The organism is Actinoplanes flavus, from assembly GCF_017592555.1.
Classification (GTDB): Bacteria; Actinomycetota; Actinomycetes; order Mycobacteriales; family Micromonosporaceae; genus Actinoplanes; species Actinoplanes flavus.
In genome coordinates, this window is record NZ_JAGFNS010000017.1 from 44529 (window position 1) to 67601 (window position 23073).

Consider the following 23073-nt stretch of genomic DNA (forward strand, 5'->3'; position numbering starts at 1 on the left):
GGGGGCCCCGCGGCCCCCCCGCTTTTCTGGGGGGGGGCGGGGGGGGCGGGCCCCCCCGCCCCCCCCCCCCCGCCCAGCAGACTCACCGCCCCGTCGACGGCCCGGCGCCGCAGCACCCGGGCCATCGAGAAGTCGCCCTGGCAGAACCGGGTGAAAGCGCGCCAGCCCAGCGGACTGGCCAGCACCGCGTGGACCAACCCCGGATGGCGGCCGAACAGGCTCAACAGGCGGCGCCCGGCCGCCATCTCCGGGGCGAGATCCGTACCGATCAGGCGGTCGTACTCGCTCAGGTCACCGCCGCCGGCCGCGACCGTGCCGGCCCAGGTGCCCGAGCGCAGCGCGTAACTGATGCCCTCCCGGGTCCACGGTTCCAGCAGACCGGCCGCGTCCCCGGCGACCAGCACCCGGCCCCGGCGCACCGGGGAGGAGGCGCTACGGCAGCGGGTCAGGTGGCCGGAATCGCGCAACACCACACGGTCGGCCAGACCCAGCCGGGCGACGAACTCACGCAGGTAGCGCTTGGTCTCGGCGCCACGGCCCCTCGCCATGATCACACCCACGGTGAGCTGGTCATCCTTGGGGAAGAGCCAGCCGTACGAACCGGGCACCCGGCCCCAGTCGAGCAGCAGCCGGCCCCGCCAGCGGCGCCGGTCGGTCTCGCTCGCGGCCAGTTCCACCTCCAACCCGAGGTCCTGCTGGTCGAAGACGACCCCCACGTGCCGGGCGGTCACCCCGGCCGAACCGTCCGCGCCGATCACCACCCGCGCCGTCACGGTGCTGTCGTCGGCGAGGGTCACCGTGGCCGTACCGTCGTCCTGGGACACGGCCCGGACCAGGGCGTTCTCCCGTACGGTCGCTCCGGCACCCACCGCGGCCCGGCACCAGGCGTGATCGAAGTCATCGCGCTGGACCATGGTCACCACCGGCCCGTCCGCGGAGCGGCGGGTGAAACCCCGGCGCCCGTCATGGGTGAAGGTCACCGCGTGGATCCGATCCCGGGCCGGCACGTCGAGCCGGGGCGCGCTCAAGCGCATCGAGACGCCGAGCAGCCCACCGCCGCACGTCTTGTAGCGCGGGTGCTCGGCCCGCTCCAGCACGATCACCCGGGCCCCTGCGGACGCCGCCGCGTGCGCCGCGGACAACCCCGCCGGACCTGATCCCACCACCGCGACGTCCCATTCCGGCCCCTGCTGCACAGTCCGAAGTTTAGATAACGTGGCTCGTGAGAACGTTTTCACGATCACACGGGGTCATCGCTTGAGCACGATCGAGACGTCAGAACCACGGGTCAGCACCCGCTCCGTCTACATCACCTTCATCTTCCTCGGCGTCGCCATGGCGACCTTCGCCTCCCGGATCCCGCAGATCCGCGACCACCTGGGGCTCACCCCGTCGGAACTCGGGCTGGTCCTGCTCGCCATCGCGGCCGGCTCCATCACGTCGCTGCCGCTGGCCGGTCACCTGGTCCACCGGTTCGGGTCGCGGGCCATGGTCGGCACCATGGCGGTCATGCTGGGCGCGTCGCTGGCGGCCGCGGCGATCGGCTACCACTTCGGGGTCGTCCCGGTCGTCGTGGCGCTCTACCTCTACGGCTTCTCCACCGGCGCCTGGGACGTCGCCATGAACGTCCAGGCCGCCGTCGTGGAACGCAAGATCGGCCGCTCCGTCATGTCCCGGTTCCACGCCGGGTACAGCGTCGGCACGGTCGCCGGCGCGCTGGCCGGCGCCGCGGTCGTCAAGGCCGGCATCGGGGTCACCTGGCATGTGGTCCTCACCTGCGTGCTGGTGACCGGGGCGGTCGTCGTCTCGGTCCGCGGATTCGTGCCGGACGAGACCGAACCCGAACCCGGCGGCGGCTCGTTCCGCGCCCTGGCCGCCTGGCGAGAGCCGCGCACCCTGCTGATCGGCGTGTTCGTGCTGGCCTTCGCGCTCACCGAAGGCGCCGGCATCGACTGGATCACCATCGCCCTGATCGACGACTACGGCACCTCGGCGGCCACCGGCACGCTGGCCTTCGCGCTGTTCCTCGCCGCCATGACGGTCGGCCGCTGGTACGGCCCCAACCTGCTGGACCGCTACGGCCGGGTGCCGGTCCTGCGGGCGCTCGCCGTGATCGGCCTGGGCGGGCTGCTGATCTTCGTCTTCGGGCCGTCCACCCCGGTCGCCTTCGCCGGCGCCCTGCTCTGGGGCCTGGGCGCGTCCCTCGGCTTCCCGGTCGGGATGAGCGCCGCCGCCGACGAGCCGGCCCGCGCCCCGGCCCGGGTCGGGGTGGTCGCCTCGATCGGCTACTGCGCCTTCCTCGGCGGGCCACCTCTGATCGGCTTCCTCGGCGACCACTACACGGTCTCGCGAGGGCTGCTCGCGGTGGCGATGCTGCTGGTGCTTTCGATCGTGCTGACCCCGGCGCTGCGAGAACCCGATCGGGCGGCCGGCGCCGCACCGGTCTAGCGGCCGGACCTCGACCTGATCTCAGACCATCCTTCGGACCACCGAGAGCGGCAGCACGCGCATGGCCACGCCGATCGGCGCCCACGGCCACGCCGGGACGTACGCCCTGGCGCGGCGTTTCTCGATGGCGGCGACCATGGCCCGTACGCCGGTCTCGGTGTCCACCATGAAGCGGGTTCTCTGCTGGACGTGCGCGTTCATCTCCGACCGGATGTAGCCCGGGTAGACGACCGAGACGTCGAGCCCGGGAATCCGCTCCGAACGCAGGCCCTCGGCCAGGGCGGCGACACCGGCCTTCGTGGCGGCGTACGTGGTCATCGACTTCCGCATGCCGCGCAGCGCCGACATCGACGACACGATCACCAGATGGCCGCGCCGCTGGGCGCGGAAGATCTCGCAAGCCGCCTCCATCTGCGTCAGCGCCCCGAGGAAGTTGACCCGGGCGGTGTCCCGGTTCGCGTCCGGGCGGCCGGTGCCCAGCGGGGCACCCTTGCCCAGCCCGGCGTTCACGATCACCCGGTCGATGCCGCCGAACTCGGCGGCGAACTCCCGGAACACCGCGAAGACCGCCTCGTCGTCGGTCACGTCCAGCGCCTTCACGCCGACCCTGGTTCCGGACAGTTCGGCACGCAACGCCTCCAGGCGATCCACTCGCCGGGCACAGAGCGCCAGGTCATAATCGAGCGCGGCGAACTGCCGGGCCATCTCCTCGCCCAGGCCGGCGCTCGCACCGGTGATGAGCACGACACCACGACTCGACTCCATGCACACACCGTAGGGAACACATCGGTCACCGACTTGATCCAGGACGACACGACGCCGCCGGGGTGAGGGTGAGTGGGCAGCTCAGCCCGGCGGGCGCGGCACCGGGCGCGAGTGGGCAGCGGCTCGCGTGGAGCCGGCGGGGCGGGCAGGATTCGGTGGGGCGGTGTTCGCGCGTACCCCCTGATGTTTTTTCAGTTGATCCTGATGGGCGGCTCGATGCCGTGTGCGGTCAGCGGGGTGGCCGGACGCAGCCAAGGCGCGTGCGGCTCGCCATCGGGGTCGGCGACCCAGTCGTGACAGACCCTGTCGACGCCGATCGGGTGGATGGTGAGCGCGCCGTCGGGTGTGATGTGCATGCGCAGGAAGCTCTTGGCGTCCTCGATGCCCTGGCCGGCGAAGAGTTCGTTGAGGTTCACGTCGAAGTTGGCGGCGACCAGGAGGTACAGCGCCACCACCTGGCTGGAGACGATCGCGATCAGCGGGCCGTAGACGAAGGCGGCGACCGCCAGCGGGCCCGGCCACGGCCAGTCGCGGAACGGGAGCTGCAACCACACCCACGTGCCACCGATCGCCACGGCGATCTGGACCAGGCCGTGTGCCACCCCGAGGACCCAGTGCCGGGCATGCCCGTCCGGTTTCGCGAAGGCGATGGTTCCGGCCATGATCAGTACGAGCATGAGCACCAGCGGGATGCTGAACAGGCGCTGGATGTTGCCACCCTGACTGGCCGCGCCCGCCATGGCCAGCATGGTCAGCGTGTGGATGATGCCGAGCAGGTTGGCGAAATTGGCATTGCGCCGCGGGATCCGGTGGAAGACGCCCCAGCCCATCCGCCGTGAGGTCGGCGCGTCCGGGAAGGTGCCGCGCAGGTCGTACCGGAGGCTGCGACTCCGGCTGCGGGTCAGTGTCTCCTTCGGCGGCACCATGATGTGGTCCGGCAGGTTCTGGGTGCCCAGCGTGTACGCGCCACCGCCCCCGCACGTGATCAGCTCGCGGTCCTCCCCGGAGAACCGCGCGTAGTGGTGCAGATCCCCGGACACCAGCACCCGCACCTGGGCCTGCGTCGGCGCCAGAATGGTCCGGATGAAGTAGTCGACGGCGTCGTACGCGTGCGGGTTGTCCTGCGCCTTCACCCACGTCGGCGACGGCGTCATGATGATGACCCGGTCGTCCGGGCCGACCTGCTCGGCGGCCTTCTCGAAATACAGCAGCTGCGGGTCGTCGATGTAGGCCCCGAACTGCTCGTCCACCGCGAACAGCCACCAGTTGGCGGGCAGCTTCACCGCGAAATACGACCGGCGCTGCTCGGTCCGCCAGCCGCCGATGTGCCCGTCCTTACGCCGGGCGAACAGGCGCAGGAAGGCGGTGAGCCCGTCGTACCAGTCGTGGTTGCCGGGCAGCGCGAACAGGGTCGGCCGCGGCACACCGGCCGGCGCCTCCGGAAGAGCCGCACGGTACGGGCCCTTCATCCGGTTCTCGTAGCCGTCGCCGCTGGCCAGCGGATACACCTGATCGCCGCCCATCAGCAGCAGCCGGCCGCGGGGCAGCCGCTCGCCGTCGACCTCCAGCTCCTCCTGCGACAACAGGTACGCCACCGAGTATGTGGCGTCGAACCCGTCCCCCAGGTCGGCCACGTAGTCCAGCCACAACTCGCCGGTCGCCGTGGTGGAATGGTCGAAGACGTCGCCGTCCAGCGCGTTCTGCAGCTCACGCTTGTCCAGGTACGCACCGAAGAACAGATGCAGCACCGCCCGCAACCCGGTGCTGAGCAGGAGCAACGGCGCCAGCCAGCCGATCGGCCCTTTCCGGGTGAAGCCGAGTTCCTGTGGATCGAGGCTGCGTGGCCGGTTCGGCACATTCGTCTCGGGCCGGGCAGGATGCTGTCGAGGAACGATGGCCACCGAACGATCCTCCCCCGATGAGCGGGTGTCCGTCTATGCAGTAGGATGACTAACAGTTGCCGCCTTAGCTCAGTCGGCTAGAGCGACGCACTCGTAATGCGTAGGTCGTCGGTTCGATTCCGACAGGCGGCTCCACGAGAAACCCCAGGTCATCGACCTGGGGTTCTTCTTTTGAACATGTCGATCACGGTGACCGGAGAGCTCGCGGTCCGCAGATGGTCCGCATGCCCGGTAGCGCTCTGGTCGAGACCGTCCTCGAAGAGGACCGCGCTTCTGTACAAGCGCGGCGCGGCTGACGCACCTCGACCTGCCGGCGGCCTCCGGCGGGCACGACGGTGACTCCGGCGCGGATGCTCAGGCACCGGGATGGGCATCGGCCGTCCAGGGCGGCTCGTGGTGGCAGGATGCTCAGGGTGGTCGACATCTATGAGTTGCTGCCTCGCGAGCGCACGCCGGTCGACTACCGCAACCTCGTCAGTGATCCACGGATCGATCAAGACGGCTTGCGGCAGCTCGGGCAGAACCCGTTTCCCTTCGTCCGCAGCGCTGTCGCCCGATCCCCCATAGCCAACGCAGCGACTCTGGCCGCCGTCTCGCTCGACGGGCTGGATCGATGGACGCGCAACAGCATCTTGATCGCGATAGCACGGCATCCCAACGCGGATCGGTCCACGCTGTTGGGCGTGCTGATCGAGACCCGCGCGCTGCTCAACCAGCCGAACGAACGTCCTTTCGCAGCGGCATTGGCGCTGGCCCGACGAGCAGAGCTCAGCGAATCCGAGGTGCTCGGCCTCATCGAGCAGCCCAACGCCTCGCGGAGGATGGCTCGTGGTGTCCGTCGCGCGCTGGCTGAGCGAGAGCCCCGTTAGCTGGAGCAGTCGCTGCTTGACGCCTGCCGAGGGGGCGTCGGCGCGTGCGGGATCGGCGACTTCGCCGCGCGTATCGCACGTCGGCGTCGATGGCGTTGCCGCGCTCGGTGTTGGGCAGTGGATATCCAGAGCCACTAATCAGACACTCCGGGCTAATCATGACAGAGCTTAGCGAGCTTCCAAACTGAGTCCAGCCAGTCGCTTCGCGGAGGTCAGGAGTCGGGTGATGCGTCGGCTGCGAGTAGTGCGGCGCCGAAGCGGTCGGCGAGGTGTTCAAGCCATCCCGGTTCCTCGTAGACCAAGTCATCGCCCTGCGCTTCTCGGAGCCCTCGGAGAAGGTCTCGAACTCGGTTCTCCGGTGTGCGTTTGCCGGCCTTGATGCGTCGGTCCGAGGTTGTCCACCGGCGTACCGCGGTGTCGATGTAGCCCGACGGCTCGTGCGGCTGCCAATACTCCGCGACCTGGACCTTCCGGAGTATCGCGGTCAACGCGGCCGCCCGCTCCTCCCGCGATTGCCGAACGTTCATGAAGAGATCATGCCGCGAGCGGACTGCGCGGTGCACCCGAGTTGTCGCCGTCCCGGCGCGACGCCACGCTCAAGATCGAGTAGTCCACACGAGGTCCGCAGAGACAGCGAACGCTGTCAGATCTTGACGAGTGTCGGCCGGGACCGGTGTCCGGCGGACGGCTGCATGCCTCACGCTCTTCGACATGGAGGAAGAAGCGTGTCCGCAGTGTGGTGGGGAGCTTCGGCTCCTCGGGTTCTTTCTGTGTCTGCGGGCGGAAGATCAGCGCCGGGTGTGCCGGACCCCGTTTCGGTGCCTCGACTGCCGGCGGGTGTGGAGCCGGTGGGCGGACCGGGCCGACCCACTGGAACTGGATGAACTGCTGCCGCCCGGGCGGTGAGGCCGCTACTCGGCGTTGTAGTGGGCGTCGTGGGCCTGGCGGGGAGCGCAGACCGAGGCGCGGCTGCACGAGCAGCGGGAGCCGTCGGCGTCCATGCGGACCACGACCGCGTCCTTGGGGACGCTGTGGGCCACCACCCGGCCGTCGCCCTCGGGCGTGGTCACGCGGGAGCCGATGGCCGGGGCTGAGGCCTGGAACTGCTGGTAGAGAGGGTGTTCGTACTTCAGGCAGCACATCAGGCGGCCGCACGCGCCGGAGATCCGCAGCGGATTCAGGGGGAGGTCCTGGTCCTTCGCCATGCGGATGGTGACCGGCTCGAAATCGGTCAGGAAGGTGGCACAGCAGAGATCGCGGCCGCATGAGCCGATGCCGCCCTGGACCCGGGCCGAATCGCGGGCCGACAGCTGGCGCAGCTCCACCCGGCAGTGCAGGGTGGCGCCCAGGTCGCGGACCAGGGAACGGAAGTCGACCCGGTGCGGGGCGGTGAAGTAGATCGTCGTGCGGGCGCCGCCGTTGCCGGGCTGGTCGAGCACGTGGTCGACGGCCACGACCTTCATCGGCAGCTCGTGAGCCTTGATCAGCTTCTTGGCGGCGACCTTGGCCTCGGCTTTGCGTTTGCGGAGTTGCTCGTCGCGGCGCAGGTCACGGTCGTCCGCCAGGCCGGCCACCTTCGGAAAGCCCGAGGTGTCCTCGTCGACCCATTGCGGCGCCCAGACGCACTCCGCCACCTCGGGACCGTCGTCGGTCGGGACCAGGACGCGGTCACCGACGGCCGGGGTGAAGCCGGCTGGATCGAGGTAGTAGAGGCGGCCGTACCGGTTGAAACTGACCGCGCACAGCATGCCCATGCGATCAACCCTACGACGGTTCGCACGCCGTACCAAATGCCGGTTTTGAACTACCCGCGAGGGTTGTCGCATAGATGCTGCGCAACCTGCCCAATCGACCATCGTTGGCCAGTCCCGTAGACGCTGAACGCCTCGAGAGGACTCGCCATGAACCCCGCCAGGCCGGTGGCCGCAAGTGTCGTCATGTTCGGGTTCCTGACCGCCCCGACACCGGCGTTCGGTGCGCCGGTCACCTGCGCTCAGCCCGCACGGTACGCCGCGCAGTCGGCGGCGGAACTGCTGCGGATCGATCGGCTCGAGCTCGGCATCGCCGAGCGGGGCGGGCGTGCGGAAAACGACGGCTCGCACGGCCGGGCCGGCCGGCCGGGAACGGACGGGACCGGGTCGAAGCCGAACGACCGGGGCGCTTCGGGCACCGGCGGCTCGGGCGGTGCGGTCCCGCTGGGCAAGCTGAACAGAACGGTCCCGCTGGGCGGACCGGACGGCGCGGGCCCGTTGGCCGGGCCGGGCGATGCGGGCCCGAAAGCCGGGCCAGACGGAGCAGGCCCGCTGGGCGGGCCCGATGGTGCGGGTCCGCTGGGCGGGCCGGATGGTGCCGGTCCGCTGGGCGGGCCGGATGGTGCCGATCCGCTGGGCGGGCCGGATGGTGCCGATCCGCTGGGCGGGCCGGGTGTGGCTGGCGGTCCGGCCGATGGGCCGGGGAACGGGTCCGACCGGGCGGGTGGCGTGGGCCGGACTTCGCCTGGCAAGCCGTCGGGCGGCAGCCGGAATTCCGCCATCGGGGGTGTCGGATTCGGTGAGACGCGCAGCGTGCTCATCGCCGACGGGCCGGTCAAGTCGGCGGGCGCGGCGCGGATCCTCGACGGGCAGGTCGGCCGGGGCGGCGCCGGCGATTTCGTGGTGCAGCAGGCTCCGCCGGTCAAATCAAAGGCCGACGAACGGGGTACGGGGGCCGAGCAGCTCGGTCCGGTTCGAGTCGGGGCCGGGCGGCTCCGGGCACGGGCGGTGTGGGCGGCCGGGATGGAGTGCGGCGCCACCGAGGGTGACGTGTCCTCGTCGGCGGCCGAGATCAGCCGGATGACGGTCACCGGTGGGGGAAGTGCGGCGCTGGTGCGCGTACCGGAAATGGTCTCCAGCCGCACCGGGACCGCGCTGCGGCAGCACGCTGGAGGCGCGCAGACCGTCGCGTCGGCGACGATCACCGCTGGGCGGATCAGTCTGGTTGACGACGAGGTTCGAATTCGGGTGGTGCGGGCGCCGGAACTGCGGGCCAGCATGACCGCGGGCGGCGAAGGGCGGGTCGACTACCGGCCCGCCGTCGTCGAGGTCACCGCCCGAAACGGTGAGCGGACTCGGCTGGCTACCTCGGGTGATCACGTTGACATCACGTTGCGTCAGGAGCCGCGTTCGCTGGAGTCGCTTCCGGCCCGGCTGACTCCGACCGGTGGGCTGCCGCTGCCGAAGGTGCCGGGAATTCCCGGGCTCGGCGAGCCGGAGTCGAGCTCCGCACCGATCGGTGGGTCCGGTCTGACGCTGCGCGTCGCCCTCGGTGAGGTACGGCAGGCGAGCTCGAAGGACGCGATCGCCGCCCGCGCCACCGCGATCCGGGTGACCCTGGTCTGCGACGAAGACGATGAGCGGGGCGCGCCCGGTTACGGTTCGTCCGGTGTGGTCGCTGATCTGGGCATCGGCATGCTCGAAGCGGCCGCGGTGGCCCCGGAGAACGATCCCCGTCAGGGCGTTCCGGGCGGCTCCGCCGGAGGCGACGGCTCGAGCGGAGTGGGACTGCCGATCACGGGACCGAAGGTCGTCTTCCTGTTCATCGCGGGTGCAGCCATGGTGCTCGGCGGCCTCGCCGCGGTGTTCCTCACGTCACGTCGCCGCCGCAGCGACTCCTGACCTCTCCGCGCGGGCTCTCCGACACGGCGCGGAGGGCTCGCGCGGAGGGCCACGCTCGGAGAAAATACGCGGAGTGCCCGCCCGGAGGCTCCGAGGCGCGGTGGGTCCGCGGAGGCGCCAGGGGCGGTGGGCTCGCGCGGGGGCACACGTGGAGAGCCACGCGCGGGGGCACACGTGGAGAGCCACGCGCGGGGAAATACGGGAAAGCCCGCTCGGCGGCCCCAGGCCCGGGAGGACCCGCGCGGTGGGCTCTCGCGGAGGCCCACGTGAAGGGCCACGCGCAGGGGATACGGGGAAGCCCGCTCGGCGGCCCCCGGTGCGGAGGATCCGCGCGGGGGCACACGGGGAGAGCCACGCGCGGGGAAATACGAGGAAGCCCGCTCGGCGGCCCCAAGCGCGGAGGATCCGCGCGGACGGCTCACGCTTGGTGGGCACACGCGGATAGCCTCGCGCGGACGCCCCAGGCGCCAGAGAGCTCGCCCGAAGGGCGCACGTGAAGGGCCACGCGTGGAGAGCCCGCCCGGAGAGCGCCAGGCACGGAGGGCTTCCCCGGAGGGCTCCCGTGGAAAGGTCTGCGGAGAACGCTTGTGCGGAGTGGCCGCTTCGGGGGCCGCCCGGCGGAAGGCCTGGTCAGACCAGTAGGGGGGTCTGAAGGGCGGTGGAGTCGTCGAGCAGGTCCTCGGCTCGGTCGTAGGAGTCGGCGATGGTGCGCAGCAGGACGGCGCCGAGGGTGGCGGCGGCGGTGGCCTGGGTGTCGGGGGGATGGTCGCCGCCGGTGAGGGTGATCGCCTCGGTGGAGAGGGACGCCTCGGCCAGGGTGACGGCCAGGTCGTCGCGGGTGCGGATCATCCAGTCGGTGAGGGCGTCGGCCAGGTCGGCGGTCGCCTCCATGCGGCTGGCCAGACTGTCGGGGCCGCCGTTGAGGTGCTCGGCCGCGCGGCGGCGGGCCGCCTCGTACGCTTCCGCGGCCTCGCCCGACCAGCTCCCGGCCAGGGGTAGCGCGTCGGCCAGGTCGGCGTAGGCCCGGGCGTCGGCGCGCAGCTCGGGGACGGCGTCCAGGATGGACGCCGGGTGCAGGGCGGCGACAGCCCGCGCCGCGTCGCCGGGCAGGAGCCGGACGCGGCGCAGCTCGGCCCAGACGCCGTGGCCCTCCGGCGCGCCGATGGTGGCGAGCACCTCGTCGACCCGGCTGAGCAGCGGGGCCGCCGCGTCGAGCAGTCGGTCGAGCCGGTCCATCACTGCTGGCCTCGCAGGATGCGGCGCCGGACGGTCTCGTCGGTGTCGGCGTAGTGCCGGGCGCCGGAACGCACGGCACCCGCCATCGCGGAGAGGCGGTCGGCGGTGTCGGCGGCCTCGCGCGCCCGCGCGGCCAGCACGGCCGTCCAGCCGGCGTAGAGGGCACGCCCGATCCGCCCTGGGCGGCCGGCGTCGTCGGCGCCGAAGGCGGCCGCTGCCGGGGCCAGGTGGGGCATCCGGCGGTCGATGGTCGTCAGAGCGGCCGCCGCATGGTCGATCTGATCGGCGAGTCGATCCATGTCAGTGCCCCTCCAGCGTGCGGAACTGTCCGAAAACCTCGGCATGCAGCTTCTCCCGGGCCCAGCGGGCGGCCTCGGCCGCACTGGTCACGACGGCGCGCATCTCACGGGCGAACTCGGCCGGCTCGCGATGACGCAGCGCGCCGTGCATTCGAACGTCCACGATGTCGCCCGCGGCGGTCACGACCACCTCGATCGACTGGTCCGGCGAATGCACCGAGACGGTGTGAGCGGACACGGCCTTGTCGAAGTCGGCACGCAGCTCTTCGAAGCGCCGATATCGGTCGATCGCCTCGTCGATCCACGCCTCGTCGATCTCGCGGGCCATCCATGGCTCCTCACCGCGCGTCATGTCGCCGTCGCGTTCCGGGTTGAGACCGTACCCGCTCGGGCGACCGTCCCGCTACGTCGCCGCGTCCTTTGTGGATAACTTCGAGCAGCACAACGCAGCGTGACACGGCATGAACCGGAGGCGACGTCGCGTAATCGACTCGATCCGGTGGCGCTTTTCGTCGTACCGGCGAAATACCATCGTCGGGTGAGTCCGCATGATGTCTTCTCCGAGCTGGTGGGCCAGGACGAGCCGGTCGTGACGCTGCGCCGGGCCGCCGCCGCGGCCGCCCGGATCGTGGCGGGCGAGCCGGATTCCGGTGGCATGACGCACGCCTGGATCTTCACCGGCCCGCCCGGCGCGCGGCGCACGGTCGCGGCACGGGTGTTCGCGGCCGCGCTCCAGTGCGAGCGGGACGGCACCGGCTGCGGTGAGTGCCACGGTTGCCACACGGCGCTCGGCGGCACCCACGCGGACGTGCAGGTCGTGACGACCGAGGGTCTGACCATCAAGACCGAGGAGACCAGGGCCGTGGTGCTGCGGGCGGCGAGCGCGCCGACCGGCGGCCGCTGGCAGGTGGTGATCATCGAGGCGGCCGACCGGCTCCACGAGCGGGCCAGCAACGCGCTGCTCAAGGCGATCGAGGAGCCGTCTCCACGGACCGTCTTCCTGCTGTGTACGCCGTCGGTGCACCCGGACGACATCCTGGTGACGATCCGGTCCCGGTGCCGCCTGGTGTCGCTGCGCCAGCCACCGGCGGCCGCGGTGGCCGAGGTCCTCGTGCGGCGCCACGACATCGCACCGGATCAGGCGGCATGGGCCGCGGCGGCGTCACAGGGCGACGTGGAGCGGGCCCGGCAGCTGGCCGCCGATCCGGAGGCCCGGGGGCGGCGTGACGACGTGCTCTCCGTTCCGCGCAAGCTGACCAGCATCGGCGCCTGTTTCGACGCGGCGGCGCGGCTGGAGGCGGCCTCGAAGCAGGAGGCGGCGATCGCGGTGGCGGAGCTCGACGTGGCCGAGCGAGCGGCACTGGAGCGGGCGCTCGGCGCGGGTGGCACCGGCCGGGGGGCGACGACGGCGATGCGCGGCGCCGCCGGCCAGTTGAAGGAGCTGGAGCGCAACCAGAAGCTGCGGGCCACCCGGGCCCAGCGGGACGCCCTGGACCGGGCGCTCCAGGATCTGATCGGCTTCTACCGGGACGTGCTGGTCACCTCGATGCGCGCGCCCGTCCCGGTGGTGCACGGTGACCTGGCGGCGGTGTCGGCGGCGGCGGCCGGGAAGTGGACGCCGGAGAGCACACTGCGCCGCCTGGAGGCGGTGTTGACCTGCCGCGACGCGATCGACCGCAACGTGAAGCCACAGGTCGCGCTGGAGGCCATGATGGTCAGCCTCTGGCAGGGCTGAGGGTCCACCCGACGGCAGGACTGGGCGCCCGCTCGAAAGCAGGGCTGAGGGGCTCGGAAGCAGGCTGAAGGGCTCGGAAGCAGGCTGAAGGGCTCGGAAGCAGGCTGAAGGGCTCGGAAGCAGGCTGAAGGGCCCGAAAGCAGGGCTGAGCATCCAACCGCGAACAGGGCTGAGCGTTCATCGAGAAGATGGGGCCGAGCGCCCACCGGAAAGGCAGGGCTCAGTCGCCCGCCGAAGAACAAGGCCTAACGCCCGCCGAAAGAGCGCCTGCCGGAAGAAGCGGGGCTGACAGAGTTTCGGAACGGCCGTGTGGCCCGCGCCGGCAAGACCCCGGCACGGGCCACACGGTTCCCGGGGCCCGGATTCAGTGCAATGCGCTGGCTCCCCAAGCCGGACTCCCGAAACTTCCGAATCCTTGCCGAAACGTTAGGCCGATTTGCCGCCGCCGTCAACCTTGACGCATAGATATTGATCGCTTTACGTTACGAGCGTCCGACCGCCCGGTTTCCGAAAGTTTCGGAGTGCTCATGTCGACTCGACGCGAGGTACTGGCCCTGGCATCCGGCGCCGCGCTCACCGCCGCCGCCCTTCCCGGCCCGGCCACCGCGGCCGGCCGCGCCGACGGGTGGGTCGCCACCTGGGCGGCCGCGCCGACCACGGTGCCACCCGGCGACCCGCTGATCCTCAATGGCCAGACCGTCCGGCAGGTGGTGCACACCAGCGTGGGCGGCGAGCGGCTGCGGATCCGGCTGACCAACGAGTTCGGCGCCACCCCGCTGCGGATCGGCGAGGTGCGGGTCGCGATCCGGTCCGGCGACGGCGCGAGCACCGACGCGGTGCCCGGCACCGACCGGCGGGTGACCTTCGGCGGGCGGGAGGCGGTCACCGTGCCGGCTGGCGCCCCACTGGTCAGCGATCCGGTGCGCCTGGGCCTGCCGCCCGGCGCCGATCTGGTGATCAGCGTCTTCCTGCCGGAGCGCACGCCGGTGACCACGCTGGCCGCCTTCGCCTTCCAAGACAACGTGATCGCCACCGGCAACGTGACCGGCGCGGCACGAATCACCCCGACCAGCACGATCGGGCAGTACCTGTTCCTGTCCGGGGTCAGCGTGCAGGCCGGCGACGGCACCGGGATCGGCGTGCAGGGCGGCGGCGACGGCACCGGGGTCGCCGTGCGGGGCGGCGGCGGTGACGGGGCGGTGGTCACGCTCGGGGACTCGATCACCAACGGGGCGAACACCGTGACCAACGCCAACCACCGCTGGCCGGACCTGCTGGCCGCGCGGTTCCGGTCGGCCCGGATCCGGCTCGGGGTGGCGAACGTGGGCATCTCCGGCAACCGGCTGCTGCACGACCCGAACCCGCCGGCGGGCAGCGGGGCCGAGGCGTTCGCGGCGTTCTTCGGGCACAGCGGGCTGCGCCGGTTCGACCGGGACGTGGTGGCGCAGCCGGGCGTCACGCATCTCGTGGTGCTGCTCGGGGTGAACGATCTCGGTCATCCGGGCACGGTGGCGCCGCCCGGGGAGGTGGTCACGGCGGACGACCTGATCGCGGGGCACCGCCAGTTGATCGCACGGGCGCGGCTGGCCGGGCTGCGGGTGTACGGCGCGACGATCCTGCCGTTCAAGGACGACACGCTCGGCTTCTACACGGTGGAGAACGAACGTAAGCGGGCCGCGCTGAACGCCTGGATCCGGACCTCCGGCGAGTACGACGCGGTGATCGACTTCGACGCGGCGGTCCGCGACCCGGCCGATCCGCTGCGGCTCGCCGCCCGGTACGACAGCGGCGACCACCTGCACCCGAACGACGCCGGCATGGCGGCGATGGCGGCCGCCGTGCCTATCCGCCTGTTCCGGCCGGGACCGGGCTGAGCAGCGACGACAGCCGGGCCTCGACCGCCGCGGCGATCTCGTCGACCGGCCGGGCGGCGTCCAGCACCAGGTAGCGCTTGGGGTCGGCGGCCGCCAGGTCGAGGAACGCGTACCGGACCCGCTCGTGGAAGGCCCGGGACTCGCTCTCCAGCCGGTCGGCGGCCTCGCCCCGGGACTCGACCCGGGTCAGGCCGACGCCGGGGTCGACGTCCAGCAGGACCACCAGGTCGGGCTTGAGGCCGCCGGTGGCCCACGCCGACAGCCAGGAGATCTCCTGGACCGGCAGGGTCCGGCCGGCGCCCTGGTAGGCCAGGGACGAGTCCACGTACCGGTCGCTGATCACGACGGCCCCGCGGCTGAGCGCCGGCCGGACCACCGTGGCGACGTGGTGCGCCCGGTCGGCGGCGTAGAGGAGGGCCTCGGCCCGGGCGGACGGCGTCTCGGCCCGGTCCAGGACTAGCCCGCGGATCCGGGCGCCGATGTCGGTGGCGCCCGGCTCACGGGTGACCACCACGTCGCGCCCGTCCGCCTTGAGCGCCTCGGCGAGCCGGGTGACCTGGGTGGACTTGCCGGCGCCCTCGCCGCCTTCGAAGACCACGAAGACGCCGGCGCGGGGGAACGACTCGGGCGGTGACAGCGGCCGCCCGCGCAGTGACCCGATCAGGTCGGGCAGCACCGGGACGCCGGGCTTGTCGTCCATCTGCCGGAACGCGCCGATGCCGACCCAGATGCCGATCGCGCCGGCCACCACGAGCAGGACCCGGGTGGCCGAGATGTCGATGTGGAAGAGGCCGAGGTCGACGCGGCGGGAGCTACCGAGGCCGACCAGGATGCCGGAGAGCGTGATGGCCAGCAGCAGGACGGTGCGGACGCCGATCTGCACCACGGCGAAGGTGCGACCGCGGAGTTCGTCGGCGATCTCCCCGTACAGAAGGGTGGTGCCGGACAGGAACGCCATGCCGGCGCCGGCGCCGACCATGATGGCGCCGAAGAGCGCCATGGAGAGGTGGATGGAGATGCCGAGGAACATCACCGAGCCGCTGGCCAGCACGATGCTCATGCCGAACCAGCGTTTGCGGGACAGTTCCTTGACGATCATCGGGCCCAGGCCGATGCCGATCGCGAGGCCCATGAAGATGGTGCCGAAGAGCAGGTAGAAGGCGGCCTGGCCGGCGCCGAGCGACTTGGCGAACTTCTCCGCCGCGCCGATCACCACGCCGCCGGCCCCGAACGCGCCGAAGATGCCGAGGACCAGGCCGCGCACCAGCGGGGTGTGGCCGATGAACTTCCACCCGTCCAGGAACTGGCGGGTCATGCTCTGCTCGGCGGCCTTCTCCCGGGCGGCGCTCTTGCCGCCGATCTCCTTGATGCCGAAGAAGACGACGAGCGCGGTGGCGAGCCGGGCGAACGCGTTGATGTAGAGCGCCAGCTGGATGGGCTGGGCCCAGTCGGGCAGGGAGGCGCCGGACTGCTGGAGGCCGGCGGTGAGCGCGGCGAGCGACAGCGCGGCCAGGATCGGCGTGATCCCGTACGTCGTGATCAGGGTCAGCTGGTTGGAGACCTCGATCTGCGATTTCGGGATGAGGTTGGGGACCGCGGCCTCCTTGGCCGGGATCCAGATCAGGGTGATCGTCTCGCCGATGAAGGTGGCGATGGTGGCCCAGGCGACGGTCTGCGCCGGGGTCCCGCCGAGCAGCGGGACGAGCGGGATGGAGAAGTAGATGACGAACCGCAGCAGGTCGACGATCACCATGGTGTAGCGGCGGTCGAACCGGTCGGCGAAGACGCCGGCGATCGGGCCGAGCAGGAGAGCGGGGATCAGGCGTACGGCGATGGTGCCGCCGAACGCGGCGCCCTGGGCTGCCGGGTTCTCGAACTGGGCGGAGGCGAACAGTGCGGTGGCGAGCAGGCCGACCCAGTCACCGAAGGAGGCGGCGGCGAGCACCAGCCAGAGCCGCCGGAAGCCGCGACGCCGCAGCACCGAGCGCAGCGCCGCTATGCCCGATAGGTCGACGGGCCCCGGGTCCTGTTGCGTTTCCGTGTTGATGGCCCCTACCTCCCGTGGTCACTGCTCGGAGCACTGTAACCGCCCGGTCCATGGGTCGCGGGGCAACCACGATCGGGTGGAGCAGAGATGAATGTCTTTCGCGTTACCCATCTCACGGGATACCGTGCTGGCGTGCTGACCGACCGCGCCGCCCTTCACCAGCGACTCGACAGGGCCACGGGCCACCTGGAGACCCCGGTCGCGGTGGTGGATCTGGCCGCCTTCGACGACAACGCCGAGCGGCTGAGCGGGCGCTCCGGCGGCAAGCCGATCCGGGTGGCCAGCAAGTCGGTGCGCTGCCGGGCGCTGCTGGAACGGGTGCTGGCCCGGCCCGGCTGGCACGGGGTGATGGCCTACACCCTGCCCGAGGCGATCTGGCTGGTGCGCACCGGCGTGACCGATGACGTCCTGGTGGCCTATCCCACCGTGGACCGCACGGCGCTGGGCGAGCTGGCCGCCGACCCGGAACTGGCCGCCGCGATCACGATCATGGTCGACCACCCGTCCCAGCTCGACCTGATCGATGCCGTCGCCGCTCCGGGTGGGCGCTCACCCGTACGCCTATGTATCGATCTTGATGCTTCCTGGCGTCCCGCCGGGTCGTTGCACATCGGGGTGCGCAGGTCGCCGGTGCATTCGGCCGCGCAAGCGGGCGATCTGGCCGCGACCATCGCCGGGCGCGAGGGATTCCGCCTGGTCGGGCTGATGTGTTACGAGGCGCACATCGCCGGCGTCGGCGACAACCCGCCCGGTCAGGCGCTGCGGGCGCGGGCCATCCGGATGATGCAGAGCCGCGCGCTCCCGGAGTTGCGGGAGCGGCGCGCCGCGGCGGTGAAGGCGGTCCGCGAGCACGCCGATCTCGAGTTCGTGAACGGCGGCGGCACCGGCAGTGTCGCCGCGACCAGCGCCGATCCCGCGGTCACCGAGGTCACCGCGGGGTCCGGCCTGTACGGCCCCACGCTTTTCGACACCTACCGGAACTGGCAGCCCACTCCGGCGGCGTTCTTCGCCCTCTCCGTGGTCCGCCGGCCGGCGCCCCGGATCGCCACCGTGCTGGGCGGCGGCTGGATCGCCTCGGGCGCGCCCGAACCGTCCCGTCTGCCGGTCCCGTGGCTGCCCGAGGGCCTGCGGTTCAAGGCCGACGAGGGCGCCGGTGAGGTGCAGACGCCGTTGCTGGGCGCGGCCGCCGAGCGGCTGGTTCCCGGCGACCGGGTGTGGTTCCGCCACGCCAAGGCCGGCGAGCTGTGTGAACACGTCAACGAGCTACAGCTGATCGACGGCGAGACAGCGACGCCGGCCCCCACCTACCGAGGAGAAGGCCGTGCCTTCCTGGGCTGAAAATGGCTCAGGCCGACACGTGGCGGTGCAGGTATTCCCTTATCAACGCCTTGGCCTCGGTCAGCACCTCTTCGTCCCCGGACGCGTCCCGGCGGAAGGCCAGCTTGATCAGCGCGTCCGCCGCCTCGACCGAGATCTGCAGGGCGAACCGCAGACGGGACCGGTCGGCCAGGTCGAACTGCTCGATCAGCAGCTCGGCCAGGCGCTCGGCGATGACCGCGTTGTTGTCCCGGTCCGAGTCCAGCAGGTGCAGGTCGACCACGTCACCGAAGTGCAGCGTCCGGAAGCCCGGCACACTGCGGTGCATGTGGATGTAGGCGTCGATGGCGCCGTCGACCGCGTCCCACCAATGGGTGAAGGTCTCGCTGGCGAACCGGTCCGACAGACTCTGCAAATACGCGTCCATGTTGCGCAGCGCGAGGGCCTGGACGATGGCCCGTTTGTCCGGGAAGAACTGGTAGACCGAGCCGATGGCGACTTCGGCGCGCTCGGCGAGCAGCGTCGTGGTCAAGCCCTCATAGCCCACCTCGTCCACCAGCTCGGCGCAGGCGTCGAGCATGCGCTGTACCCGGGCAACGCTTCTGCCCTGCACCGGAACCCGCCGCAGCGGGCCGGTGCTGACGGTTGGTGTCGACACGCGTCGCCACTCCCTCTCAGCAGTGAGATCCATCCACAACCGTCTCTACTGTCATGAATAAATCTCATCGTTAAATCGAACGTTACTCGGATCAACGAGCGAGCCGCATCGACGGGACGCCGTATGCCGGTGTCCGCTCGGACGGAGGACAAAGCCCGGAATGACTAGCGTCAACTCCCGCCGCTGGAGCAACTGGGGGCGCAACCAGGAATCGATCGCTGAGGTGCTGCTCCCCGGCGGCGTCGATGAGGTCGCCAGTCAAGTGAAGCAGGCCGCGCAAAGCGGGCGGCGGATCAAGGTGGTCGGCAGCGGCCACTCGTTCACGCCCATCGCCGTCGCCGAGGACCAGCGGATGTTCGTGCACCGGCTCGACGGGCTGGTGGCGGTCGACGGGCCACTGGTGACGGTGCAGGCCGGAATGCCGCTGTCCGCACTCAACGAGGTGCTGGCCGGACACCGGCTGGCCATGCCGAACCTGGGCGACATCGACGCGCAGACGGTCGCCGGGGCCATCTCCACGGGCACGCACGGCACCGGGATCGCCTACTCCACCCTGGCGTCCTGCGTCGAAGCCGTGACCATGGTGACCGGCGACGGGACGGTGCGGCAGTTCGCGGACGGCGATCCCGAGTTCCCGGCGGCGCGGCTCGGGCTCGGCGCGCTCGGTGTGCTGGTCGACGTGACGCTGCGGTGCGTTCCGGCGTTCACGCTGCTCGCCGACGAGCGGCCGATGGCACTCGCCGACATCATGGCCGGGCTGGACGAGTGGATCGCGAGCGACGACCACGTCGAGTTCTTCTGGTATCCGTACACCGACCGGGCCCAGCTCAAACGCAACCGCCGGGTGGAGGCCGACGACCGGCCGCTGTCACGGTTCCGCGGCTGGCTCGACGACGACTTCCTGTCCAACACCGTCTGGCAGGGCGCCTGCGCCGTCGGCCGGCGCTTCCCGGCCACGGTGCCGGCGATCAGCGCGGTCTCCGCCCGCGCGCTCAGCCCGCGGACCTACACCGGCCGGTCCGACCGCGTCTTCTGCTCACCCCGGCGGGTCAGATTCACCGAGATGGAGTACGAGGTCCCGCGCGCCGCCCTGCCCGAGGTGATCTCCGCGCTCCCGAAACTGCTGGACGCGCTGCCGTTCCGGGTGCAGTTCCCGGTCGAGGTGCGGTTCACCGGGCCGGACGACGTGTGGCTGTCGCACGGGTACGGCCGGGAGTCCGCCTACATCGCCGTGCACCAGTTCATCGGCAGCCCGTACGAGCCGTACTTCCGGGCCTTCGAGGACCTGTGCACGCCGCTGGGCGGCCGGCCGCACTGGGGCAAGCTGCACTACCGGGACGCGGCGTCGCTGCGGACCGCGTACCCCCGCTTCGACGACTTCCTGGCCGTGCGCGACCGGCTGGACCCCCACCGGGTCTTCTCCAACGACTACCTGGTGAGGGTCCTCGGCGGCTAGCTCACTCGGCGGAGGTGGCCGCCTTGCGCGGGGCGGCCTTCTTGGCGGGGGCCGCCTTCTTGGCCGCCGTGGTCTTCTTGGCGGCCGTGGCCCGCTTCGCCGGCGCCTTCTTGGCCGGCGTCTCGCCCTCGGCCGCCGCCTTCTTGGCCGGGGCCTTCTTGGCGGCCGCCTTCTTCCGCGGCGCCGCCGGGCCCTTGGCGCGCTTCTCGGCGAGCATCTCGGACGCCTGCTCCGGGGTCAGCTCCTCCGGGGTCTGCCCGCGGCGCAGGGTGGCGTTGGTCTCGCCGTCGGTCACGTACGGCCCGAACCGGCCGTCCTTGACCACCATCGGCTTCTCGGTCACCGGGTCCGGGCCCAGCTCACGCAGCGGCGGCTTGGGCGCACCCCGCTGCCCACGGACCTTCGGCGCGGCCAGCAGGGCGAGCGCCTCGTCCAGCGTGACGGTGAAGAGCCGGTCCTCGCTCTCCAGCGAGCGGGAGTCCTTCAGCCGCGAGATGTACGGCCCGTACCGGCCGTTGCGCGCGACGATCTCGTTGCCCTCGGCGTCCTTGCCGACCACCCGGGGCAGGGTGAGCAGCTGGAGCGCCTGCTCCAGGGTGAGCGTCTGCGGCGAGTGCGAGGCGAACAGGGACGAGCTGCGCTCGCCGCTCTGCACATACGCCCCGTACCGGCCGGACTTGACCACCACCGGCTCGCCGGTCACCGGGTCGTCGCCCAGCGTACGGTCGCCGTTGCCGGCCAGGAACAGCTCGGCCACCTTCTCCGGGGTCAGCTCGTCGGGGGCGATGCCCTCCGGGAGCGAGGCCTTGTCCTCGGGCGCGTCCTCGCCGCCGTCCACCAGCCGGCGCTGCAGGTAGGGGCCGAACTTGCCGACCCGGACGACGACCCGCCGGTTCTCCTCGTCGACGAAGAGCGGGATCGAGTTGACCTCGCGGGCGTCGATCGCGCTGAGGTTCTCGGTGACCATCTTCTTCAGGCCGCCGGCCTTGGCGATCTCCTCGTCCGCCCCGGACTCCGAGCTGCCGAAGTAGAAGGAGGTGAGGAAGGCGAGCTGGGTTCCGTCGCCGGCCGCGATGTCGTCGAGCTGGCCCTCCATGGCGGCCGTGAAGTTGTAGTCCACCAGCCGCGGGTAGTGCCCCTCGAGCAGGCCGATCACCGCGAACGCCAGGAACGACGGGATCATCGCCTGGCCGCGCTTCTCCACGTAGCCGCGGTCCTGGATGGTCTGCATGATCGACGAGTACGTCGAGGGCCGGCCGATGCCCAGCTCCTCCAGCGCCTTGACCAGCGACGCCTCGGTGTAGCGGGCGGGCGGCGTGGTGTTGTGCCCGGTCGCGGCCAGCCGGTCGGCGGTGAGCGGCTGGTCCTTCACCAGGTTCGGCAGGCGCCGCTCCGCGTCCTCGGCCTCGGCGTTCTCGTCGTCCGAGGACTCCACATACGCCCGAAGGAAACCGGGGTCGGTGATGGTCTTGCCGGAGGCGGCGAAATCGGCCTCCTCGTTCGACGTCGAGACGGCGCGGATCCGGATGCTCACCGAGTTGCCGACGGCGTCGGTCATCTGGGAGGCGATGGTCCGGCGCCAGATCAGCTCGTAGAGCTTGAACTCGGCGCTGGTCAGCTCCTTGGCGACCTCACCGGGGGTGCGGAAGTTGTCGCCGGCCGGGCGGATCGCCTCGTGCGCCTCCTGCGCGCCCTTGGCCTTCGTCGTGTACTTGCGCGGCTGCGGCGGCACGTTGTTCGCCCCGTACAGCTCGGCGATCTGCCGGCGGGCGGCGGCCACGGCGGTCTCGGAGAGGTTCACCGAGTCCGTACGCATATAGGTGATATAGCCCTTTTCGTACAGGCTCTGTGCCGTGCGCATCGTCTCCTTCGAGGAGGACCGCAGCTTACGGGCGGCCTCCTGCTGGAGCGTCGACGTGATGAACGGCGCGTACGGCCGGCGGCGGTACGGCTTCTCCTCGACCCGGGTGACGGTGAACGGGCGGCCCTCCAGACGGGCGGCCAGCCCGCGGGCGCCGTCACCGTCCAGCTGCACCGCGGTGGAGCCGGCCTTGAGCTGCCCGGTGGTGGGCTCGAAGTCCTTGCCGGTGGCGATGCGGTCGCCGTCCAGCGCGATCAGGGTGGCCTGGAACGTGCGCGGGCCCTCGACCTGCCCCTGCACCGCCAGCTGGGCCAGGATGTCCCAGTACTCCGCGGTCCGGAAGGCCATCCGCTGCCGCTCGCGCTCGACGACGATGCGGGTGGCGACGGACTGCACACGGCCCGCCGAGAGACCGCGCATCACCTTCTTCCACAGGACCGGGCTGACCTCGTAGCCGTACAGCCGGTCCAGGATGCGGCGGGCCTCCTGAGCATCCACCAGGGAACGGTCGATGTCCCGCGGGTTCGCCACGGCGGCCTGGATGGCCGGCTTGGTGATCTCGTGGAAGACCATCCGCTTGATCGGCACCTTGGGCTGGATCGTCTCGACCAGGTGCCAGGCAATGGCCTCGCCCTCGCGGTCCTCATCGGTGGCGAGGAAGATCTCGTCGACCTCCCGGGCCAGGCGCTTGAGCTTGGCCACCTGCTGCTTGCGGCTCTCGGAGATCACATAGAGGGCCTGGAAGCCGTTGTCGACGTCGACGCCGAGCCGCGCCCAAGGCTGCCCCTTGAACGCCTCGGGCACCTCGTCGGCGTTCTTCGGCAGGTCGCGGATATGGCCGACGGAGGCCTCGACCAGATAGTCGGGGCCCAGGTAACCGGCGATCGTCTTGGCCTTCGACGGGGACTCGACGATGACCAGACGGGTCGTCCTGGTGTCACTCGGCACGGCACT

18 protein-coding genes and 1 tRNA gene are annotated in these 23073 nt (G+C 71.2%); 8 read left to right on the top strand and 11 right to left on the bottom strand.

Features of this window, described 5'->3' with window-relative positions; translation table 11 throughout:
* A partial coding sequence (locus J5X75_RS25005) for a geranylgeranyl reductase family protein (RefSeq protein ID WP_307798248.1) occupies nt 1-1196 on the bottom strand: 1196 nt, incomplete at its 3' end.
* Nucleotides 1197-1257: 61 nt separating this feature from the next.
* Between J5X75_RS25005 and J5X75_RS25010 the strand changes: the two genes are divergently transcribed.
* Nucleotides 1258-2448, top strand: a complete 1191-nt coding sequence (locus tag J5X75_RS25010) for an MFS transporter (protein WP_208469942.1) — start codon at nt 1258-1260, stop codon at nt 2446-2448.
* A gap of 21 nt (nt 2449-2469) precedes the next feature.
* On the opposite strand, the gene J5X75_RS25015 is transcribed toward J5X75_RS25010, so the two are convergent.
* Both J5X75_RS25015 and J5X75_RS25020 read right to left on the bottom strand, forming a co-directional pair.
* Nucleotides 2470-3213: an SDR family oxidoreductase gene (locus tag J5X75_RS25015; RefSeq protein WP_208469943.1), complete on the bottom strand. Its 744-nt coding sequence runs from the start codon at nt 3211-3213 to the stop codon at nt 2470-2472.
* A gap of 191 nt (nt 3214-3404) precedes the next feature.
* Nucleotides 3405-5114: a metallophosphoesterase gene (locus tag J5X75_RS25020; protein WP_208469944.1), complete on the bottom strand. Its 1710-nt coding sequence runs from the start codon at nt 5112-5114 to the stop codon at nt 3405-3407.
* Nucleotides 5115-5172: 58 nt separating this feature from the next.
* Between J5X75_RS25020 and J5X75_RS25025 the strand changes: the two genes are divergently transcribed.
* Nucleotides 5173-5249 (top strand) — tRNA-Thr (locus J5X75_RS25025).
* Between the two features lie 269 nt (nt 5250-5518).
* Nucleotides 5519-5983 carry a hypothetical protein gene (locus J5X75_RS25030; RefSeq protein WP_372450951.1) on the top strand — a complete coding sequence of 155 codons (465 nt, stop codon included), beginning with the start codon at nt 5519-5521 and terminating at the stop codon, nt 5981-5983.
* A gap of 212 nt (nt 5984-6195) precedes the next feature.
* Here J5X75_RS25030 and J5X75_RS25035 read toward each other — a convergent pair whose 3' ends face one another.
* Nucleotides 6196-6510 (bottom strand): hypothetical protein, encoded by a 315-nt coding sequence (locus tag J5X75_RS25035; protein WP_208469946.1) that lies wholly within the window; start codon nt 6508-6510, stop codon nt 6196-6198.
* Between the two features lie 384 nt (nt 6511-6894).
* A complete protein-coding gene (locus J5X75_RS25040) occupies nt 6895-7737 on the bottom strand; it encodes a PSP1 domain-containing protein (RefSeq protein ID WP_208469947.1) in 843 nt (280 codons plus the stop codon).
* 810 nt (nt 7738-8547) lie between these two features.
* Here J5X75_RS25040 and J5X75_RS25045 point away from each other — a divergent pair.
* A complete protein-coding gene (locus tag J5X75_RS25045; protein WP_208469948.1) occupies nt 8548-9636 on the top strand; it encodes a hypothetical protein in 1089 nt (362 codons plus the stop codon).
* Nucleotides 9637-10266: 630 nt separating this feature from the next.
* On the opposite strand, the gene J5X75_RS25050 is transcribed toward J5X75_RS25045, so the two are convergent.
* Genes J5X75_RS25050 through J5X75_RS25060 form a run of 3 tightly spaced genes read right to left on the bottom strand, consistent with a single transcriptional unit; the run spans nt 10267 to nt 11499 of the window.
* The gene (locus J5X75_RS25050) at nt 10267-10872 is read right to left on the bottom strand and encodes a hypothetical protein (protein ID WP_208469949.1); all 606 of its coding nucleotides are present in this window, start codon (nt 10870-10872) and stop codon (nt 10267-10269) included.
* Entirely contained in the window at nt 10872-11171 is a 300-nt protein-coding gene (locus J5X75_RS25055) for a hypothetical protein (protein ID WP_208469950.1), read from the bottom strand. Before J5X75_RS25055 ends, J5X75_RS25050 begins: the two co-directional genes overlap by 1 nt.
* 1 nt (nt 11172) lies before the next feature.
* The gene (locus tag J5X75_RS25060) at nt 11173-11499 is read right to left on the bottom strand and encodes a YbaB/EbfC family DNA-binding protein (protein WP_208469951.1); all 327 of its coding nucleotides are present in this window, start codon (nt 11497-11499) and stop codon (nt 11173-11175) included.
* A 210-nt stretch (nt 11500-11709) separates the two neighbouring features.
* Between J5X75_RS25060 and J5X75_RS25065 the strand changes: the two genes are divergently transcribed.
* Nucleotides 11710-12906 (top strand): DNA polymerase III subunit delta', encoded by a 1197-nt coding sequence (locus J5X75_RS25065; protein WP_208469952.1) that lies wholly within the window; start codon nt 11710-11712, stop codon nt 12904-12906.
* Between the two features lie 527 nt (nt 12907-13433).
* Complete coding sequence (locus J5X75_RS25070; RefSeq protein ID WP_208469953.1) at nt 13434-14780, top strand: SGNH/GDSL hydrolase family protein; 1347 nt, start codon at nt 13434-13436, stop codon at nt 14778-14780.
* Here the strand turns inward: J5X75_RS25070 and tmk are convergent.
* Entirely contained in the window at nt 14749-16761 is a 2013-nt protein-coding gene (tmk, locus tag J5X75_RS25075; RefSeq protein WP_307798249.1) for a dTMP kinase, read from the bottom strand. The two genes, J5X75_RS25070 and tmk, sit on opposite strands and share 32 nt — an antisense overlap.
* A 153-nt stretch (nt 16762-16914) precedes the next feature.
* On the opposite strand from tmk, the gene J5X75_RS25080 reads away from it, so the two are divergent.
* Nucleotides 16915-18165, top strand: coding sequence for an amino acid deaminase/aldolase (locus tag J5X75_RS25080; protein WP_208469954.1), 1251 nt, complete (start codon nt 16915-16917; stop codon nt 18163-18165).
* Between the two features lie 7 nt (nt 18166-18172).
* Here the strand turns inward: J5X75_RS25080 and J5X75_RS25085 are convergent, their stop codons facing one another.
* A complete protein-coding gene (locus J5X75_RS25085; RefSeq protein ID WP_208469955.1) occupies nt 18173-18802 on the bottom strand; it encodes a TetR/AcrR family transcriptional regulator in 630 nt (209 codons plus the stop codon).
* A gap of 160 nt (nt 18803-18962) precedes the next feature.
* On the opposite strand from J5X75_RS25085, the gene J5X75_RS25090 reads away from it, so the two are divergent.
* A complete protein-coding gene (locus J5X75_RS25090) occupies nt 18963-20258 on the top strand; it encodes a D-arabinono-1,4-lactone oxidase (RefSeq protein WP_208469956.1) in 1296 nt (431 codons plus the stop codon).
* A gap of 1 nt (nt 20259) precedes the next feature.
* Here the strand turns inward: J5X75_RS25090 and topA are convergent, their stop codons facing one another.
* On the bottom strand, nt 20260-23067 hold the full coding sequence (gene topA / locus J5X75_RS25095; RefSeq protein ID WP_208469957.1) for a type I DNA topoisomerase: 2808 nt from the start codon (nt 23065-23067) through the stop codon (nt 20260-20262).
* Nucleotides 23068-23073: the final 6 nt, after the last annotated feature.

What these genes read in the sequence shown, in the direction of transcription:
- J5X75_RS25080 (WP_208469954.1), top strand. Translation starts at nt 16,915, where the DNA reads ATGAATGTCTTTCGCGTTACCCATCTCACGGGATACCGTGCTGGCGTG.
- J5X75_RS25055 (WP_208469950.1), bottom strand. Translation starts at nt 11,171, where the DNA reads ATGGATCGACTCGCCGATCAGATCGACCATGCGGCGGCCGCTCTGACG.
- J5X75_RS25035 (WP_208469946.1), bottom strand. Translation starts at nt 6,510, where the DNA reads ATGAACGTTCGGCAATCGCGGGAGGAGCGGGCGGCCGCGTTGACCGCG.
- J5X75_RS25040 (WP_208469947.1), bottom strand. Translation starts at nt 7,737, where the DNA reads ATGGGCATGCTGTGCGCGGTCAGTTTCAACCGGTACGGCCGCCTCTAC.
- J5X75_RS25030 (WP_372450951.1), top strand. Translation starts at nt 5,519, where the DNA reads ATGCTCAGGGTGGTCGACATCTATGAGTTGCTGCCTCGCGAGCGCACG.
- J5X75_RS25060 (WP_208469951.1), bottom strand. Translation starts at nt 11,499, where the DNA reads ATGGCCCGCGAGATCGACGAGGCGTGGATCGACGAGGCGATCGACCGA.
- J5X75_RS25050 (WP_208469949.1), bottom strand. Translation starts at nt 10,872, where the DNA reads ATGGACCGGCTCGACCGACTGCTCGACGCGGCGGCCCCGCTGCTCAGC.
- J5X75_RS25015 (WP_208469943.1), bottom strand. Translation starts at nt 3,213, where the DNA reads ATGGAGTCGAGTCGTGGTGTCGTGCTCATCACCGGTGCGAGCGCCGGC.
- J5X75_RS25070 (WP_208469953.1), top strand. Translation starts at nt 13,434, where the DNA reads ATGTCGACTCGACGCGAGGTACTGGCCCTGGCATCCGGCGCCGCGCTC.
- J5X75_RS25090 (WP_208469956.1), top strand. Translation starts at nt 18,963, where the DNA reads ATGACTAGCGTCAACTCCCGCCGCTGGAGCAACTGGGGGCGCAACCAG.